This is a genomic window from Nitrobacter sp. CN101 (assembly GCF_055390255.1).
On record NZ_AP038833.1, the window covers coordinates 2291701 to 2309341 of the forward strand.

At 59.4% G+C, this 17641-nt stretch carries 16 protein-coding genes; 15 read left to right on the plus strand and 1 reads right to left on the minus strand.

The features are described from left to right. Positions 1-52: 52 nt before the first annotated feature. The 9 genes from mce to ACZ5IL_RS11445 all read left to right on the plus strand — a co-directional run bounded on the left by mce (position 53) and on the right by ACZ5IL_RS11445 (position 8433). Positions 53-457 (plus strand): methylmalonyl-CoA epimerase, encoded by a 405-nt coding sequence (gene mce, locus ACZ5IL_RS11405; RefSeq protein ID WP_464591471.1) that lies wholly within the window; start codon positions 53-55, stop codon positions 455-457. Continuing rightward, on the plus strand, positions 457-732 hold the full coding sequence (locus ACZ5IL_RS11410) for a DUF1467 family protein (protein ID WP_464591473.1): 276 nt from the start codon (positions 457-459) through the stop codon (positions 730-732). The genes mce and ACZ5IL_RS11410 overlap by 1 nt, the downstream gene beginning before the upstream one ends. Positions 733-936: 204 nt before the next feature. Then, complete coding sequence (locus ACZ5IL_RS11415) at positions 937-1308, plus strand: DUF2946 domain-containing protein (protein WP_464591475.1); 372 nt, start codon at positions 937-939, stop codon at positions 1306-1308. An 89-nt stretch (positions 1309-1397) separates the two neighbouring features. Further along, positions 1398-3596, plus strand: a complete 2199-nt coding sequence (locus ACZ5IL_RS11420; protein WP_464591477.1) for a TonB-dependent receptor family protein — start codon at positions 1398-1400, stop codon at positions 3594-3596. Positions 3597-3684: 88 nt separating this feature from the next. Beyond that, the gene (locus ACZ5IL_RS11425) at positions 3685-4227 is read left to right on the plus strand and encodes a copper chaperone PCu(A)C (RefSeq protein WP_464591479.1); all 543 of its coding nucleotides are present in this window, start codon (positions 3685-3687) and stop codon (positions 4225-4227) included. Continuing rightward, on the plus strand, positions 4224-4757 hold the full coding sequence (locus ACZ5IL_RS11430; protein WP_464591481.1) for a YcnI family copper-binding membrane protein: 534 nt from the start codon (positions 4224-4226) through the stop codon (positions 4755-4757). Before ACZ5IL_RS11425 ends, ACZ5IL_RS11430 begins: the two co-directional genes overlap by 4 nt. Before the next feature lie 296 nt (positions 4758-5053). Continuing rightward, positions 5054-6373: a proline--tRNA ligase gene (proS, locus tag ACZ5IL_RS11435; protein WP_464591483.1), complete on the plus strand. Its 1320-nt coding sequence runs from the start codon at positions 5054-5056 to the stop codon at positions 6371-6373. A 73-nt stretch (positions 6374-6446) separates the two neighbouring features. After that, the gene (locus tag ACZ5IL_RS11440) at positions 6447-7727 is read left to right on the plus strand and encodes a lipoprotein-releasing ABC transporter permease subunit (protein WP_464591485.1); all 1281 of its coding nucleotides are present in this window, start codon (positions 6447-6449) and stop codon (positions 7725-7727) included. 7 nt (positions 7728-7734) lie between these two features. Beyond that, positions 7735-8433 (plus strand): ABC transporter ATP-binding protein, encoded by a 699-nt coding sequence (locus tag ACZ5IL_RS11445; RefSeq protein WP_425904773.1) that lies wholly within the window; start codon positions 7735-7737, stop codon positions 8431-8433. 36 nt (positions 8434-8469) lie between these two features. Here the strand turns inward: ACZ5IL_RS11445 and ACZ5IL_RS11450 are convergent, their stop codons facing one another. Continuing rightward, positions 8470-8721, minus strand: a complete 252-nt coding sequence (locus ACZ5IL_RS11450) for a DUF3551 domain-containing protein (protein WP_079446660.1) — start codon at positions 8719-8721, stop codon at positions 8470-8472. 231 nt (positions 8722-8952) lie between these two features. On the opposite strand from ACZ5IL_RS11450, the gene pyrF reads away from it, so the two are divergent. The 6 genes from pyrF (at position 8953) to frr (ending at position 17624) form a co-directional block, all read left to right on the plus strand. Then, positions 8953-9675, plus strand: coding sequence for an orotidine-5'-phosphate decarboxylase (gene pyrF, locus ACZ5IL_RS11455; protein WP_464596897.1), 723 nt, complete (start codon positions 8953-8955; stop codon positions 9673-9675). Between the two features lie 822 nt (positions 9676-10497). After that, a complete protein-coding gene (dnaE, locus tag ACZ5IL_RS11460; protein WP_464591488.1) occupies positions 10498-14004 on the plus strand; it encodes a DNA polymerase III subunit alpha in 3507 nt (1168 codons plus the stop codon). A 191-nt stretch (positions 14005-14195) separates the two neighbouring features. Next, positions 14196-15194, plus strand: coding sequence for a 30S ribosomal protein S2 (locus tag ACZ5IL_RS11465; RefSeq protein WP_464591490.1), 999 nt, complete (start codon positions 14196-14198; stop codon positions 15192-15194). 125 nt (positions 15195-15319) lie between these two features. Next, positions 15320-16243, plus strand: a complete 924-nt coding sequence (gene tsf, locus ACZ5IL_RS11470) for a translation elongation factor Ts (protein WP_464591492.1) — start codon at positions 15320-15322, stop codon at positions 16241-16243. Positions 16244-16292: 49 nt separating this feature from the next. Further along, complete coding sequence (gene pyrH, locus ACZ5IL_RS11475; protein ID WP_464591494.1) at positions 16293-17009, plus strand: UMP kinase; 717 nt, start codon at positions 16293-16295, stop codon at positions 17007-17009. Positions 17010-17060: 51 nt separating this feature from the next. Next, the gene (gene frr / locus ACZ5IL_RS11480) at positions 17061-17624 is read left to right on the plus strand and encodes a ribosome recycling factor (protein WP_079446654.1); all 564 of its coding nucleotides are present in this window, start codon (positions 17061-17063) and stop codon (positions 17622-17624) included. Positions 17625-17641: the final 17 nt, after the last annotated feature.

Below are 17641 nucleotides of genomic sequence, written 5' to 3' on the forward strand. Positions count from 1 at the left end.
ATGTGGTGCAGGTGCGACGAAACTAAATCCAACCATTGCATTGCGGGATGACATGCTGGGTAGGCTCAATCATGTGGCTATCGCCGTCAGAGATGCCGAAAAGGCGGCAAAGATTTACGGCGCCGCCTTCGGCGCGGAAATTTCTGCCGCGCTGCCGTTGCCCGAGCATGGGGTGATCACAGTGTTTGCGGTTCTACCAAATACGAAGATCGAGTTCATTCAGCCGCTCGGCGAGACATCTCCGATTGCGAAGTTTGTCGAGCGTAATGCGGACGGCGGTATTCACCATGTCTGCTATGAGGTTTCTGACATCGTCGCGACTCGTGATATTCTCATAGCAGAGGGCGCGCGCGTTCTCGGCGACGGCGAGCCCAAGATTGGTGCGCATGGCAAGCCGGTGCTTTTCTTCCATCCGAAAGACTTTTCCGGCGCGCTTGTCGAGATCGAGCAATCCTGATGATTTCCGCAATTTTCTCCGGTGTCGCGATCTATTTTGTCTTCTGGTGGATAACGCTGTTTCTGATGCTGCCGTTCGGTGTGCGAAGCCAGCATGAAGATGGCGAGCATGCTCCGGGCACCGATCCCGGAGCCCCTGTGAGGGCGTTGATGCTGCGCAAAATGATCTGGACCACGATTATTTCACTGACGCTCTATGGTATCGCGGCCTGGGCGTATTACTCAGGCCTGCTGAATGTGGTGCGGTTGTCGCGGCTGATGGGTTTTCCGGATTAGCTAGTCGCGAAGCACTGTGCGCGTGGTCCCAGCGCGGCTTCGGATTTTGCATTCAAGAGAAGAGCCGGGCCAGCGTTAGAATACAAAACCGCAGAGCGTTGTAGTCGTGTATTCGCTCGAACATCCGTCCGCCGACCTGTAGGATATCGGCTCGACACTCGACACCGGCCATGATAGCTCTCAACGCGAACGGCTGAGGGGATCATGCGGCGGCGGCTGGGAAGGCTTCTTCCGATCGTCATGTTTGCGATGCTGGTGCAGATTTTTGCACCAATCGCCGCCTGCCGGGCGTTGAGCAACACGACGGGTGATCCGACTGTCGGCGCCATCTGTTCCCACGCTACTGACGGCAGCATTTCGCAAGACGGTCAGGCGGACCATCAAAAGGCAAGCGGCGCGTGCTGTACATTATGCTGTGTCGGCAGTGGCGCGACCCCGACGGCTGACCCGCAAGCCTCCATTGTCGAGGTCGAGCGGAATGCCAACGCGGTCCGCTGGCGCGATCTGACCTTCGTCCTGCCGCCATCGGCGGTCGGCTCCAACGCGCAAGCGCGTGGCCCTCCCGTTATTTCCTGATCGGTGAATTTGAACGATTGCTGCGATCTTGCAGCGATCCGAATCCGCTCGAACGCTCCGGGCGAATGTCCGGTATCAGGTAAATTATCATGTTCAATTGCTTTGCCTCCGTCGGAGGCAACGGGCTTCGCCGTGTGCTCGCGACGTCCGTTGCGATCATGTTGCCTTCCGCGGCTTTCGCGCAATCCGGAGTAACGTTGCCGGCGGTAACAGTCATGGCGGCCCAGCCCGACAAACCTCAGTTGAACCGCGCCATGCGAAGCACGCCGCGGCAAAATCAGGCCGTTCGTCATGCACAGGCCCCTTCGCAGGCCGCTGCTCCGACAGCAGTCCCCGGATCGTTGACGGTCCTCACCGCGCAGCAGGCGCTGCGGGAAATCCAACAGACGCCCGGCGGCGTCGCGCTGGTGATAGCCGATGCCTACAAGAACTCGACCGTCGCCAACAGCATCAAGGACGTGCTGGAATACGTGCCCGGCGTGTTCGTCCAGCCGAAATGGGGCGACGACACCCGGCTGTCGATCCGAGGTTCGGGCTTGTCGCGTAACTTCCATCTACGTGGCGTACAGCTCTATATGGACGGAATCCCGATCAACACGTCCGACGGCTATGGCGATTTCCAGGAAATCGATCCGACTGCCTATAAGTATGTCGAAGTCTTCAAGGGCGGCAATGCGCTACGCTTCGGCGCCAATTCCCTCGGCGGCGCCATCAACTTTGTGACGCCGTCCGGCCGCGACCCCTTCATCAACGGCGTCAGCGTCGATGCCGGCGCTTTCGGCTTCCGGCGGTTGCAGGCCAAGGCCGGAGGCAACAACGGTCCGTGGGATGGCTTTATCACGGCTGCGACGCAGAGCAGCGATGGATTTCGCGATCACAGCTTCGGCCAGGCGACGCGCCTCAGCGGCAACGTCGGCTATCAATTCTCGCCGGATGTCGAGACGCGGTTTTATCTCAACGCCAACAGTGTGCGGCAACGCATCCCCGGCAGCGTGAGCAAGTTTTCGGCGCTGACGTCACCCGAGACCGCTGCTGTGAACAACCTTACAGGCGACTGGCAGCGAAATATCGATTCCGTGCGTATCGGTAACAAGACCACGATGCGGTTCGATAATACGACGGTGGAGTTCGGTGCATTCGGGATCGATCGCCACCTGATGCACCCGATCTTCCAATGGCTTGATTATCACTATCAGGACTATGGGGCGTTCGTGCGAGCGGTCGATGACCGGGTGATCGGTGGTTTCCGCAACCGGCTGGTGGCGGGCGTCAACGTGATCAACGGCCGGATCGACAATCAACAGTTCGCCAATCTCGCCGGCCAGAAGGGTGCGCTGCTGTGGTCGTCGATCGATCGCTCGAAGAACACTTCGGTCTATGCCGAGGATTCATTCTATTTCCTGCCAAATGTCGCCGCGGTCGCGGGCACGCAGTTTCTTTACGCGACGCGCGACAGGCAAGACCGCCTCCTGAGCGACGGCGATCAATCGGGACGGACGGAGTTCAACCTGTGGAGCCCGAAAGGCGGGTTATTGTGGCAGATCGATCCGACCTGGCAGGCTTTTGCCAACATCTCGCGCAGCGCGGAAGTGCCGAGCTATGGCGAGAGTGCGATCGGTCCCGGAATTCCGACCATTCCTTTTACCAGCATTCGGCCGCAGCGTGCGACGACGTACGAGATCGGCACGCGCGCGGGGCGGCCTGACGCCACTTGGGAGCTGACGTACTACCGGGCGCAGATCCACAACGAACTGCTTTGTCTATTCAGCGCGTTCGGTAACTGCAACGTCACCAACGCTGATCGCACGATGCATCAGGGCATCGAGGCCGGCGCGGGCGCGGCGATCTTCCGCAATCTTTTCGTGCGCGGCGATCGGCCGGACCGGCTCTGGCTTAACATTGCCTATACCTTCAGCGATTTCCGTTTCAGCAATGATCCGGTGTTCGGCAATAATCTGCTGCCTGGAGCGCCGCGCCACTTCGTCCGAGGCGAACTGCTCTACAAGCATCCGAACGGGTTCTACATCGGTCCGAATATCGAATGGGTGCCGCAAGGCTATTATGTGGACAGCGCGAACACGCTGAGCACGGACGGCTATGCGATTTATGGACTGAAAACCGGTTTTGACGATGGCGGCAGGTATTCTGGCTACGTCGAGGCCCGCAACATCGGCAACAAGGCCTACATCGCCTCCAGTTCGATCATCGATCGCGCCAACGCCAACTCACCATTGTTTGAACCTGGATTTGGACGTGCGGTCTATGCTGGGTTCAAGGTGCGATGGTGAGCGCCTGTACGCGCACTTCGGCGTTGTTCGACCGATTAGCGCTTATGATCGAACAATCCTCTTGTGACAAAACCCAAAGGAGAACGTGATGAAATCATGTTTGGCGCTTCGCGGCATCATCGGCGTCGTGGCGGTCGCTGCGCTTGGCCTGGTGACGCCGGTCCACGCTGAATCCGCCAGCGTCGGCGATCTGGTGATTTCTCAGGCCTGGACTCGTGCCACGGCGGGCGGCGCCAAGGTCGGTACCGGATATCTCACCATCGAGAACAAAGGTGCGGTTGCCGATAAACTTGTCGGCGGTTCGACCGATGCAGCCGGTAAGCTCGAAGTTCATCAAATGAGTATGAGCAACGGCGTGATGGAAATGCATCAGGTCAAGGGTGGCCTCGCCGTCGAGCCGGGCATGACGGTCAAGCTGGAGCCCGGCGGCTATCACCTGATGTTGGTCGATCTCAAGCGTCCCTTCAAAAAGGGTGAAAAGGTGCCGGTGACGCTCGAATTCGAAAAGGCCGGCAGCGTCGCGGTCACGCTCGATGTGGAAGGCATCGGTGCGCGAGCGCCGGGCGCGCCGGCCGGTGGAGCGATGATGAAAAAGATGCCGGATCATTCACATGATGGAGGCGAGAAGTGACGCGCGCGTTAGGATCGTGGATCGGTTTGGCCATCGCGGCGGCTGACGCAATCATCTCGTGTAACGCAGCGCTGGCGCATGTCACGGTCCAGCCGGCGGATGCACCCGCGGACAGCTATGCGCATCTCACCTTTACCGTGCCGCACGGCTGCAACGGCAGCGCGACCACGGCGCTGCGGATCAAATTGCCGGACGGCATTCTGTCGGCGAAACCGCAGATGAAGCCGGGCTGGAATGTCGAAATCAAGAACAAAAAGCTCGAAACACCGGCACAAGGGCCACACGGAAAAACCGTCACGGATGTCGTGGAGGAGGTCACCTGGCGCGGTGGTCCGTTGCCGGACAACCTTTATGACACGTTCGGTCTGGTCGTCCGTCTACCGGACAAGGCGGGGCAGAGCCTTTATTTCCCCGCTGTGCAGGAGTGCGAACAGGGGTACCAGCGCTGGATCGAAATCCCACAGGCCGGACAGGTCCCTGACGGACTGCGCAAGCCTGCGCCGGTGGTTCGGCTGAAAGCCAAGCGCTGAGACTCATCGTCGGTGAGACGTTTCGCGCAGGTGGTGTGGTGCTGGCTGTTGATGACAATGCTGTTGTCGTCGGCGGCCTGGGCCCACGCCAGCCTGATAGCCAGTGATCCCACGGACGGCGCTCTGTTGGCACGTTCGCCGGCGACCCTGACGCAGCTACAGCACGCGCTCAGAGCTTCAGGTGCGTGAAATTCCGTCGCTTTCGCGCGGCTTGTCGTCTTGCAGACCTTGTATTTTGCTGGCCGATCCGGTTTCACTGCTAGCGTCCGTGTCCCCAAGCGATTCCAGGCCTGCCCATGCGATTGTCGCGGTTCTTTTTGCCGATTCTGAAGGAGACCCCGAAGGAAGCCGAGATTGTCTCGCACCGGCTGATGCTGCGGGCGGGCATGATACGCCAGGAGGCGGCCGGCATCTATGCCTGGCTGCCGCTGGGTCTTCGGGTGCTCAAGAAGATCGAGGCGATCGTGCGCGAGGAGCAGAACCGCGCCGGCGCGATCGAACTATTGATGCCGACGTTGCAACTTGCGGATCTCTGGCGCGAGAGCGGGCGTTACGATGCCTATGGGCCGGAGATGTTGCGGATTCAGGATCGCCACAAGCGCGAGCTGCTGTTTGGTCCGACCAACGAGGAAATGATCACCGAGATCTTCCGCGGCTATATCCGTTCCTATAAAAGCCTGCCGCTCAACCTCTACCATATCCAGTGGAAGTTCCGTGACGAGCAGCGCCCCCGTTTTGGCGTCATGCGCGGCCGCGAATTCCTCATGAAGGATGCCTATTCCTTCGATATCGATGAAGCTGGCGCGCGGCGATCCTACAACAGGATGTTCGTCGCTTACTTGCGCACATTCGCGCGCATGGGATTGAAGGCGATCCCGATGCGGGCGGAGACCGGCCCGATCGGGGGCGATCTCAGTCATGAATTCATCGTTCTCGCCGAGACCGGAGAATCCGGCGTTTATATCGACAAGGATGTTCTCAATCTTCCGGTCCCTGACATGGATGTGGATTACGACGGCGATCTGACACCGATCGTTAAGCAATGGACCACAGCCTATGCCGCGACAGAGGACGTTCATGATGGGTCGCGCTATGAGTGCGAGGTTCCGGAAGAGAGACGCGTTCATACCCGCGGCATTGAGGTCGGCCAGATCTTCTATTTCGGCACCAAGTATTCCGAGTCGATGAAGGCGCTGGTGGCTGGCCCCGACGGCATTGAGCAGCCGATCCATGGCGGCTCCTACGGAGTGGGGGTCTCCCGTCTCGTCGGAGCGATCATCGAGGCCTGTCATGATGAGACGGGCATCAAATGGCCGGACGCGGTGGCGCCGTTCACAGTGGCGATCCTGAATCTGAAACAAGGCGCCAGTGATACTGATGCGGCCTGCGAACGGCTCTATCGCGAACTTTCCGCCAAGGGAGTTGATGTGCTTTACGACGACACCGACCAGCGGGCAGGCGCGAAGTTCGCAACCGCCGACCTGATCGGCATTCCCTGGCAGGTGATGGTGGGCCCGAAGGGGCTCGCCGAAGGCAAGGTCGAGATCAAGCGACGGAGCGACGGGACGCGAGAGCATGTCGCGTTGGAGGATGCGATTGCGCGGTTGATGACGTAGCGATTATCCACCGCGCGCGGCATTCAATGCCATTCCGGCCACAATTGGCCGCGAATCATGGGATTATCGAACGATGGATGAGACCATGAACGAGCCGCTTCGGACCAAACCGTTTGCCGCCTTTGAATGGATGCTGTCCGGGCGCTACCTGCGAGCGCGGCGGAAGGAAGGGTTCATCTCCGTCATAGCCGGCTTCTCATTCCTCGGCATCATGCTCGGCGTGGCCACGCTGATTATCGTGATGGCTGTCATGAATGGCTTTCGCACGGAACTGCTCAGCAAGATCCTTGGCCTGAACGGGCACCTTTTGGTTCAGCCGCTGGAGTCGCCGCTCACCGACTGGAAGGACGTTGCGGACCGTGTCAGTCAAGTGCAGGGGATACGGCTTGCCGCGCCTGTCGTCGATGGTCAGGCGCTCGCGTCTTCGCCGTATAATGCCGCCGGTGTTTTCGTCCGGGGCATCCGGGCTAATGACCTCAATAATCTCACCTCCATCGCCCAGAATATCAAACAGGGTACGCTCGACGGGTTCGACGACGGACAAGGCGTGGCCATCGGCCGGCGTCTTGCCGATCAGCTCTCGCTGCACGCAGGCGACAGCGTGACGCTGGTCGCACCGCGCGGGGCCGTAACTCCGATGGGCACGACTCCGCGCATCAAGCCCTACAAGATCGCGGCGGTGTTCGAGATCGGGATGTCCGAATACGATTCCACCTTCGTGTTCATGCCGTTGGCGGAAGCGCAGGCTTATTTCAATCGCGCCAATGATGTCACCGCGATTGAAGTCTATACGGACAATCCGGACAAGATTGATGACTTCCGCAAATCGGTAACGGAATCCGCGGGCCGGCCGGTGTTTCTGGTCGACTGGCGGCAACGGAATTCGACGTTTTTCAATGCGCTCCAGGTCGAACGCAATGTGATGTTTCTGATCCTGACGCTGATTGTCCTGGTCGCGGCGCTGAATATCGTTTCGGGACTGATCATGCTGGTCAAGGACAAGGGGAGCGATATCGCCATTTTGCGCACCATGGGGGCTTCTCAGGGAGCGATCATGCGCATCTTCCTGATCACGGGGGCGGCAATCGGTGTGGTCGGCACGCTTACCGGCTTTGTGGTGGGGCTCGTGATCTGTCTCAATATCGAGTCGATCCGCGAATTTCTCTCATGGCTTACCAGCACGGAGCTGTTCTCACCTGAACTTTACTTCCTGTCCAAACTGCCGGCGGAAATCGATGTTCGGGAGACCAGCGCCGTTGTGATCATGGCGCTGACGCTGTCGTTTCTCGCGACTCTTTATCCGTCATGGCGCGCGGCGCGGCTCGATCCCGTCGATGCCCTGCGGTACGAGTGAACCCGACATGGAGCAAGAGACGAAGGAAGTACCGGTTGTTTATCTTCACGACATCAGGCGTCAATATACGCAGGGTGAAACGAGACTGACCATTCTGGACAGCACGAAGCTTGCCTTGTGGGCGGGCCAGTCCGTTGCGCTGGTGGCCCCGTCGGGATCGGGCAAGTCAACCCTGCTGCATATTGCCGGGCTGCTCGAAAGTCCTGATGCAGGGGAGGTCTATATCGGAGGAACCGCGACGTCCGGCCTCTCGGACGTGGAGCGTACGCAGATAAGGCGCACCGATATCGGGTTCGTCTATCAGTCGCACCGTCTTCTTCCGGAGTTCACCGCGCTCGAAAACGTTATGCTGCCGCAGATGATCCGCGGTCTCAAACGCGCAGAGACGGTCAAGCGCGCACACGAAATTCTCGCCTATCTCGGCCTCGAGGACCGCGTCACCCATCGTCCGGCAGAGTTATCCGGCGGAGAACAGCAGCGGGTTGCGATCGCGCGAGCCGTTGCCAACGCACCGCGGGTGCTGTTTGCGGATGAACCGACCGGCAACCTCGATCCCCAAACAGCAGATCATGTGTTCAATGCGCTGATGCAGCTTGTGAAAGCGACTCAGGTGGCAATGCTGATCGCGACGCACAACTTGGAACTCGCAGATCGGATGGACCGGCGAGTATCGCTTGAGAACGGTCACGTGGTCGAACTCGACTGAGGGGATTCGGCCCGACGCCGCCGACTTTCGTCTCAATCATTGGTAGTGGTGTCGTCGTCGTGGTCGCCTTCGATCGTCCGGCGTGCCGGCGAAATAGGGGTTCTCCATGCATTGGGCGTACAAGCCCCTTGTTGACGCCCTACATTGCTCCATCGTTTCAAAGCGGCAGTCACTCATCGTGACCGGTGAGTAAAGCATCTGGCAGACCGGATAACGGGGGTCCCAGTTCTGGGCGTTAGCTGTGGCGCACGAGAAAATCAGAGCTAGAGCGATGAAAGTTCCGCGCATCAAATGAGTCCTGAATGAATGAACTGATAAGCACTTTCGCTTTTTGGCCGCGTATCAAGTTATCAAGTCGCAAAGCTTGCAGGTGGGCGTGTGACTGCCCTGCATATTGATATATATCCTCGCCTGAAGTAGTTCCATCTCGCTAAACGCAAAACTTCAAAAGTTCGGTGTCAGGCTAACCAATCCTCGAACTTTCGAGGTCCTGTGACAAGCATTGAGATGGCCCGCGGCATGACCGGCTCACACTATCTTGATCTCGCCCGTGAGAAGCTGATTGTCGCTCTCGATTACTGGAATATCGAGGATGCAAGGAAGCTCGTTCGGGACCTGGGCGACGAAGTCTCTTTTTACAAGGTCGGTTTAGGACTGCAACTCGTCGGCGGAAACGAATTTGCCAAGGAACTCATTGCGGAGGGCAAGCGGGTTTTCCTGGATTACAAGTATTACGACATCGCAGAGACCGTTCAGCGCGCGGTCGCCCAGGCTGCCGAGTTGAAGATCACCTTCCTGACCGTGCATGGCGTTGCGAGCATCATGAAAGCAGCCGTCGCCGGTCGCGGCAATTCCGACATGAAGGTTCTCGGCGTCACTGTGCTCACAAGCATGGATGCCGAGGATATCAAGGAAATGGGATTCGAGTGCAGCGTCGAAGACCTGGTCGTTGCACGCGCGAAGAGGGCGCTTGAGGTTGGAGTCGATGGCGTCATCGCGTCGGCCCTGGAAGTCGCCGAGCTTCGCAAGCAGACCAGCAACAAGCTGATGATCGTGTCGCCTGGTATCCGCCCGAGCGGCGGCGCCAGGCATGATCAGAAGCGGGTGGCCACACCGTTTGAAGCCATGCGTGCGGGGGCGGATTATCTGGTGTTGGGCAGGCCGATCTACGCCGCGGATAATCCAAAAGCCGCCGCGCAAGCGATCATTCAGGAAATGGCGGATGCGTTGCGCCCGGATTAAGGCTTAGCTCTCGAAAGCTGAAGCGTTTTCAAGCGAAGTGGAATCCGGTTCGCGTGAAGAAAGCGCGTCAAATGAAAGACTCTTAGGAATCCCGACCCGGTTTTTCCTATTCGGCGGTAACCACGCGAGATACGGCAGGTCATTTCTTCTCAACTAAGCCGTGCCTGAACCTTTGGTAGTTTGTTCTCTTCGCGGCAAACGAAATGACTTGCGAAGTGGACCAAGGAGCGCTATCGGCCCCTTATGGCTCAGAAACTCAAACCTGGCGTGCGAAGCCGCGACGGCGGTGAATATACCTGTTCTGGTTGCGGCGCCGTCTACGCAGTGACGGTCTATACCAGTCCGTTCAAGGACACTGGGCATGCAGATTGTGACGTCTGTAGTCTCCCCATCAAAAGCTGGAACCACGCAACGGCTTGGTGGTCGTACAAATTGACCAAGCGGCCACGCAAGTGATGGTGGTCGGCAAAACCCCGCGTCATTAACCAAGGGATTTTTTCAAAGGTCGTCCTTACTTGACTTTTTAGAACATAAAGAGAACAATGTTCTTCCTATGTTCTAGTCAGAGGAGGGCCTAACCATGTTAAGAATGTTTGTGGAGGAGGCGTCGGCGCTGGCGTCGATCGTGCTGTTCGTTGGAATGGTTGCCGTCTGGGCGCAGCTTATTCCTCAACTTTCGTGAACGAGGTCCGGCGGACTGGGGAAAGTGAGAACAGCTGCGTCGGTGTGGGGGTTTCGAATGGACTCACCAGGTGCAAGCCCTCACCATTCATTCGCTGCGGGTCGGCCTGTGCCGATTCGCCCCGATGATTGCTCAAAGCCATGATCCAGAAAACCGTCGCGGCTAACGCTGGTTTCGTTCACCTGCATGTCCATTCGGCCTATTCGTTGTTGAAGGGCTCGATCAAGATCCAGAAGCTGGCGGAGCTCGCCAAGGCGGATCACCAACCGGCATTGGCGCTCACTGATACCGATAATATGTTCGGTGCGCTGGAATTCTCCGACAAAGTCGCGGGCCAGGGCATTCAGCCGATCATCGGCTGTGAACTGGCAGTTGATTTCGGAGATCAGGACGCCAATGCCCGGAACGCGCTTCCGTTTGCCCGAATCGTCCTGCTGGCAACGCGCGAGGCCGGTTATCGTAACTTGATGAGACTAAACTCCCGGGCGTTCCTCGAAACGCCGGTGCATTACAGCCCGCACATCAGTTGGGAGTGGCTTCGGGATGAGAACGAAGGTTTGATCGCCTTGACCGGCGGGCCGGAGGGCCCTGTGGCGTTGGCGTTCAACGCCGATCATTCAGCGCTTGCGATGGCCCGCTGCGATCAACTCGCCAGGATTTTCGGCGACCGGCTCTACGTGGAATTGCAGCGTCATGGCCTGGACAAGGAACGGCGAGTCGAAGGTGCGTTGATCGACCTCGCTTATGCGAAGGGTCTTCCGCTGGTTGCAACCAACGAGCCGTATTTTGCCACCTCCGATGATTATGAAGCCCATGACGCCTTGCTGTGTATCGCCGGCGGTCGCCTGGTTGCGGAGACCGAACGCGAGCAATTGACTTCCGATCATCGCTTCAAAACCCGCGCGGAAATGGCTGTTCTGTTTGCCGACCTCCCCGAAGCGTTGTCGTCCACGGTTGAAATCGCAGAACGTTGCGCGTTCCGGCCCATGACACGCAAGCCGATCCTTCCGAACTTTACGGTAGCCTCCGACGCCGCCGCGGCAGAAGGCAAAAACGATGAAGCCGCCGAATTGCGGCTGCAGGCTGAAGAGGGGCTTGCGAAGCGGCTGGCGGTGCATGGCGTCTCGACTGGAATGACGGAGAACGACTACGCCGCACGTCTTGGTTTTGAACTCGACGTCATCACTCGCATGAATTATGCGGGCTACTTCCTGATCGTTGCGGACTTCATCAAGTACGCCAAGTCCGAGGGAATTCCGGTCGGGCCTGGACGCGGTTCCGGCGCCGGCTCATTGGTGGCCTATGCGCTCACGATCACCGATCTCGATCCGATCCGGTTCGGCCTGCTCTTCGAGCGTTTCCTCAATCCCGAACGCGTATCGATGCCGGACTTCGACATCGATTTCTGCCAGGAGCGGCGCGGAGAGGTCATCGACTATGTGCAAAAGCGCTACGGTCGCGATCAGGTCGCGCAAATTATTACCTTTGGCACGCTACAGGCGCGCGGCGTGCTGCGCGACGTCGGCCGCGTCCTGCAGATGCCTTACGGTCAGGTGGATAAGCTCACCAAGCTAGTGCCGCAAAATCCCGCAGCGCCGGTCTCGTTGAAGCAGGCGATCGAAGGGGAGCCGAAGCTTCAAGCGTTTCGCGATGAGGATCCTGTAGTGGCGCGCGCGTTCGATATCGCCCAGCGCCTCGAGGGGCTGACACGTCACGCCTCGACCCATGCGGCGGGCATCGTGATCGGCGATCGCCCCTTGAGCGAACTCGTGCCGCTGTATCGCGATCCAAAGTCTGACATGCCGGTGACTCAGTTCAATATGAAGTGGGTGGAGCCGGCAGGCCTCGTGAAGTTCGACTTTCTCGGCCTGAAGACGCTGACCGTTCTGGACGTTGCGGTGAAGTTGCTAAAGCAGCGCAATATCCACGTCGATCTCGCTACACTGCCGCTCGATGATGCACCCAGCTACCAGATGCTGGCGCAAGGCGACGTGGTCGGCGTGTTTCAGGTTGAAAGCCAGGGTATGCGGCGAGCGCTGGTGGACATGCGCCCGGACCGTTTCGAGGACATCATCGCGCTGGTCGCGCTGTATCGGCCGGGGCCGATGGCAAATATTCCGACCTATTGCGCGCGCAAGCACGGCGAGGAGGAGGCGGAATTTCTTCATCCAATGCTCGAGCCGATCCTGAAGGAAACCTTCGGCGTCATCATCTATCAGGAACAGGTGATGCAGATCGCCCAAGTTATGGCCGGCTACTCGCTCGGAGACGCCGACCTGCTGCGGCGGGCGATGGGCAAGAAAATCCGCGCGGAAATGGAAAAGCAACGCGCGATCTTCGTTGCCGGCTCCGTAAAAAGCGGCGTTCCCAAAGGCCAAGCGGAAACGATCTTTGAGCTGCTGGCGAAATTCGCTGATTACGGATTTAACAAAAGCCATGCGGCGGCCTATGCGCTCGTCTCCTATCAGACGGCGTATATGAAAGCGCATTTCCCCGTCGAGTTTCTCGCGGCGTCAATGACGCTCGATATGAGCAACACCGACAAGCTTTCGGAATTTCGCGCGGAAGCCCACCGCCTGGGCATCAAGGTCGAAGCGCCGTCGATCAACCGTTCTGGCGCGACCTTCGAGGTGAACGAAGGCGTCATCTATTATGCGCTGGCCGCGCTGAAAGGGGTTGGCGCGCACGCTGTCGAGCTGATCGTCGAAGCCCGCAAGAACGGCTTTTTCACCTCGCTGGCCGACTTCGCCGCCAGGGTGTCGCCACGCGCCATCAACAAGCGCGTGATCGAAAGCCTCGCAGCCGCCGGAGCGTTCGATGCGCTCGAGCCCAACCGCGCCCGCGTGTTCGCCGGCGCCGAGGCGGTCCTTGCCGCGTGCCAGCGCAGTCACGAGGCAACGATACTCGGCCAGAATGACATGTTCGGCGGCATGGCCGACGCGCCCGACATCATGCTGCCTCGGGCGGAGTCTTGGTTGCCTGCTGATCGGCTAAGACGCGAATACGAGGCGGTTGGATTTTTCCTCTCAGGACATCCGCTCGACGACTATGCGACAGCGCTAAAGCGGCTGCGCGTCCAGTCCTGGGTCGAATTTTCCCGCGCGGTGAAGGCTGGTGCGACCGCCGGCAAGGTGGCTGCGACGGTGCTTTCGCGGACGGAGCGGCGAACCAAGACCGGTAATAAGATGGGCATCATCGGCCTGTCCGATCCGACCGGCCATTTCGAGGCGGTGCTGTTTTCAGAAGGTCTGGCGCTATTTCGGGACGTACTTGAGCCGGGAGCAGCAGTGCTGTTGCAACTCGACGCGGAGTTGCAGGGGGAGGATGTGCGGGCGCGGGTATCCCGTGCCGAGCCGCTCGACGATGCCGCGGCCAAGACACAGAAGGGACTGCGGATTTTCCTGCGCGATTCCAAGCCGCTCGAGTCGATCGAAAAGCGTCTCCTGGCAAACGAAAGCGGTGACCCGGCCGGGGTCGCCGGAGTTTCAGCGTCAAGGCAAGCCGGCGACGGTGACGTCTCGCTGGTGATGTTGCTGGACCTTGAAACGGAGGTGGAGATAAAGCTTCCGGGCCGCTTTCGGGTTTCGCCTCAGATCGCGGGCGCGATCAAGGCGGTGTCGGGGGTCGTGGACGTTCAGGCTGTCTGACCGGCCCGGGCAGCGCAGCCGGCGGGGTCGGATTGCCTTGCGTATAGCGGGTACCCTCGCTATACAGGCCGCATCTCACACGGAAACATGGCCTAAAAAGCCGTCCGGTGGCTTGCCGGACCGCATTCCTTTTGGTTTGACGGTTCGGTCTGCTCACACGTTTCCGGAGGAACCAACCGGAGAATTTAACCATGGCGCTACCTGAATTCACCATGCGTCAGCTGCTTGAGGCTGGCGTTCATTTCGGTCACCAATCGCACCGCTGGAATCCGAAGATGGCGGAGTACATTTTCGGTGCGCGTAACAACATCCATATCATCGACCTCGCGCAGACCGTGCCGATGCTGCACCGCGCGTTGCAGGCCGTCAGCGATACCGTCGCCAAGGGCGGCCGCATCCTGTTCGTCGGCACCAAGCGGCAGGCGCAGGACGGCGTCGCCGAGTCGGCGAAGCGCTCGGCGCAGTATTTCGTCAATTCGCGATGGCTGGGCGGCACGCTGACCAATTGGAAAACGATCTCCGGTTCGATCAAGCGGTTGCGCCATCTCGACGAGGTGCTCAATTCCGGCGATGCCAATGCCTACACCAAGAAGGAACGGTTGACGCTGCAGCGCGAGCGCGACAAGCTCGATCGTTCGCTCGGCGGTATCAAGGACATGGGCGGTCTCCCCGATTTGATCTTCGTGATCGATACCAACAAGGAAGACATTGCGATCCAGGAAGCCCAGCGGCTGAACATCCCGGTCGCGGCGATCGTGGACACCAACTGCGATCCGAAAGGCATCACGTATATCGTGCCCGGTAACGACGATGCGGGCCGCGCCATCAGCCTGTATTGCGACCTCATTGCCCGTGCGGCAATCGACGGCATTTCGCGGGCTCAGGGTGATTCCGGCATCGACGTCGGCGCCTCGGTTGCGCCGGTGCAGGAACAGCTTGCGGATGCCGCGCAGCCTGCGGGCTTCCAGGGGCTTGCTGGGCCGCGAGGCGTCGCCGACGATCTTAAGAAGCTCACGGGCGTCTCAGGGGCGATCGAGAAAAAATTCAACGATCTCGGCATCTTTCATTATTGGCAGCTTGCCGAGCTCGATCACGATACCGCGCACAGGATTGGCGAAGAAGTTGGCCTTCCAAGCCGGGCCGACGGCTGGGTTGCCCAGGCCAAGGCAATGACCGCCGAGGCCGAATAACGTGACGCGCGGGCGGTGTTGCGGCCGCCGCTTCACACCTGATTTTCTGACTTGATCCCTGAATAGAGGTGGCGGGGGCAGTAAGCCGTACCGCAATCTCCCGACAGGCAAAGGATATTACAGCAATGGCGACAATCACCGCGGCGATGGTCAAGGAGCTGCGCGAAACCACTGGCGTCGGCATGATGGATTGCAAGCAGGCGTTGACCGAAAACAACGGTGACATGCAGGCTGCGATTGACTGGCTGCGCAAGAAGGGACTTTCCAAGGCTGCCAAGAAGGCGGGGCGTGTGGCAGCCGAGGGCCTGATCGGCGTCGTCACCAGCGGCAACAAGGGTGTCGTCGTTGAAGTCAATTCGGAAACCGACTTCGTTGCGCGCAATGAGCAGTTTCAAGGATTGGTCAAGATGGTGGCGCAGGTCGCTCTTAGCGTCGGCGCCAATGTCGAGGTGATCAAGGCCGCCAAGGTTGGTAGCGCCACCGTGGAGACGGCGATCTCGGATGCCATCGCTACCATCGGCGAGAACATGACGTTGCGTCGCGCGGATTCGCTGGAGGTCGCCAAGGGGGTCGTCGCGAGCTATGTCCACAATGCTGTGATCGACGGTGCAGGCAAATTGGGGGTGATCGTCGCGCTTGAGTCCGCCGGCAATGCCGACGAGCTCGCAGCGCTTGGCCGCCAGATTGCGATGCATGTCGCGTCCACGAATCCGCTGGCCATCGATCCCTCGGGAGTCGACCCGGATGTCGTCAAGCGCGAGAAGGACGTCCTCGCTGACAAGTTTCGGCAACAAGGCAAGCCGGAAGCGATGATCGAGAAGATCACCGAGTCCGGCCTGAAGACCTTTTTCAAGGAACAGACGTTGCTGGAACAGCCGTTTATCTTTGACGACAAGAAGAGTGTTGGCCAGGCGCTCAAGGAAGCCGAGGGCAGGGTTGGGGCGCCCGTGAAGATTACAGGCTTTGTGCGCTATGCTCTCGGCGAGGGAATCGAGAAGGCCGATTCCGATTTTGCGGCCGAGGTTGCTGCGGCGGCCGGACAGGGCTGACGCCGAATCTGAGGCGGGACAGTCTGACTCGCGACGGAGCTAACGCATCATGGATCAGCCGGCCTACCGTCGTGTTGTCGTGAAGCTGTCGGGGGAATATCTGGCGGGTTCGCAATCTTTCGGCATCGATCAGCCCACCATCGATCGTATTGCCGGCGATCTGGCCGCGGCCCGCGCGCTGGGAGCTGAAATCGCGGTCGTTGTGGGCGGAGGAAACATATTCCGGGGCGTCGAGGTATCGTCCCGCGGCGTCTCGCGTCCGACCGGCGATACGATGGGAATGCTTGCAACCGTCATGAATTGCCTTGCGCTCGAGGCCGCCCTCGAACGCCGCGGGCAGTCGGCGCGCGCCCTCTCTTCGTTTGTAATGCCCGAAGTCTGTGAGCTCTTCACCCGCCGTGCGGCGCACAAATATCTTGCAGAGAACCGAATTGTTTTGCTCGCTGGTGGAACCGGCAATCCTTATTTCACGACCGATACGACGGCGGTGCTTCGTGCCGCCGAGATCGGCGCGCAAGCCGTGCTCAAGGCAACCAACGTGGATGGCGTGTATAGTGCCGATCCGAAGAAGGACCCGTCGGCGAAACGGTTCGAACGGTTAACTCACTCGCAGGCGCTCGAAGGCGGCTATAAGGTCATGGATGCGACGGCTTTCGCGCTTGCTCGCGAGACGTCGCTGCCTATCATTGTGTTCTCGATCGCCGAACCGGATTCGATCGGCGCTATTCTGAGGGGGACCGGCCGCGGGACGATCGTCGCAAGTTGATCCGTGGCGCCGGATCGGATGTAGTTCAGGCAAGTTCCAGATGGAGGGCACATGGCGTCGGAAAACTTCGATATCGGCGACTTGAAGCGGCGAATGCAGGGAGCGATACAGTCCCTCAAGCATGAACTGGGAGGCTTGCGGACCGGTCGGGCGTCGCCGTCAATGCTCGACCCGGTGCAAGTCGATGCCTATGGCAGCCACATGCCGTTGAATCAGGTTGCAACGATCAGTGTCCCCGAGCCGCGCCTGCTGTCGGTGCAGGTATGGGACAGATCGATGGTGAAGGCTGTCGAGAAGGCGATCGTCGATTCTAATCTCGGGCTGAGCCCGGCTACCGAGGGACAGGTATTGCGACTGCGTATCCCCGAGCTTAACGAAGAGCGGCGCAAGGAATTGGTAAAGGTCGCGCACAAGTATGCGGAGGCGGCCAAGGTGGCGGCTCGCCATGTGCGCCGCGATGGCTTGGATACGCTTAAGAAGCTCGAGAAGAATCACGAGATTTCCGAGGACGACGAGAAGCGCCTGGCGAACGATGTTCAGAAGGCAACGGACGGCGTAATCTCCGAAATCGATCAGTTGCTGGCGGGCAAGGAAAAGGAAATCCTTACCGTTTAGCAGGATTGGATTGGCCT

Bases quoted from the DNA above. Each gene is read 5' to 3' on its own strand.
- dnaE (WP_464591488.1), top strand. From the start codon at position 10,498: ATGATCCAGAAAACCGTCGCGGCTAACGCTGGTTTCGTTCACCTGCAT.
- tsf (WP_464591492.1), top strand. From the start codon at position 15,320: ATGGCGACAATCACCGCGGCGATGGTCAAGGAGCTGCGCGAAACCACT.
- frr (WP_079446654.1), top strand. From the start codon at position 17,061: ATGGCGTCGGAAAACTTCGATATCGGCGACTTGAAGCGGCGAATGCAG.
- ACZ5IL_RS11410 (WP_464591473.1), top strand. From the start codon at position 457: ATGATTTCCGCAATTTTCTCCGGTGTCGCGATCTATTTTGTCTTCTGG.
- ACZ5IL_RS11425 (WP_464591479.1), top strand. From the start codon at position 3,685: ATGAAATCATGTTTGGCGCTTCGCGGCATCATCGGCGTCGTGGCGGTC.
- ACZ5IL_RS11415 (WP_464591475.1), top strand. From the start codon at position 937: ATGCGGCGGCGGCTGGGAAGGCTTCTTCCGATCGTCATGTTTGCGATG.
- ACZ5IL_RS11445 (WP_425904773.1), top strand. From the start codon at position 7,735: ATGGAGCAAGAGACGAAGGAAGTACCGGTTGTTTATCTTCACGACATC.
- mce (WP_464591471.1), top strand. From the start codon at position 53: ATGCTGGGTAGGCTCAATCATGTGGCTATCGCCGTCAGAGATGCCGAA.
- pyrH (WP_464591494.1), top strand. From the start codon at position 16,293: ATGGATCAGCCGGCCTACCGTCGTGTTGTCGTGAAGCTGTCGGGGGAA.
- proS (WP_464591483.1), top strand. From the start codon at position 5,054: ATGCGATTGTCGCGGTTCTTTTTGCCGATTCTGAAGGAGACCCCGAAG.
- pyrF (WP_464596897.1), top strand. From the start codon at position 8,953: ATGACCGGCTCACACTATCTTGATCTCGCCCGTGAGAAGCTGATTGTC.
- ACZ5IL_RS11420 (WP_464591477.1), top strand. From the start codon at position 1,398: ATGTTCAATTGCTTTGCCTCCGTCGGAGGCAACGGGCTTCGCCGTGTG.
- ACZ5IL_RS11450 (WP_079446660.1), bottom strand. From the start codon at position 8,721: ATGCGCGGAACTTTCATCGCTCTAGCTCTGATTTTCTCGTGCGCCACA.
- ACZ5IL_RS11465 (WP_464591490.1), top strand. From the start codon at position 14,196: ATGGCGCTACCTGAATTCACCATGCGTCAGCTGCTTGAGGCTGGCGTT.
- ACZ5IL_RS11440 (WP_464591485.1), top strand. From the start codon at position 6,447: ATGGATGAGACCATGAACGAGCCGCTTCGGACCAAACCGTTTGCCGCC.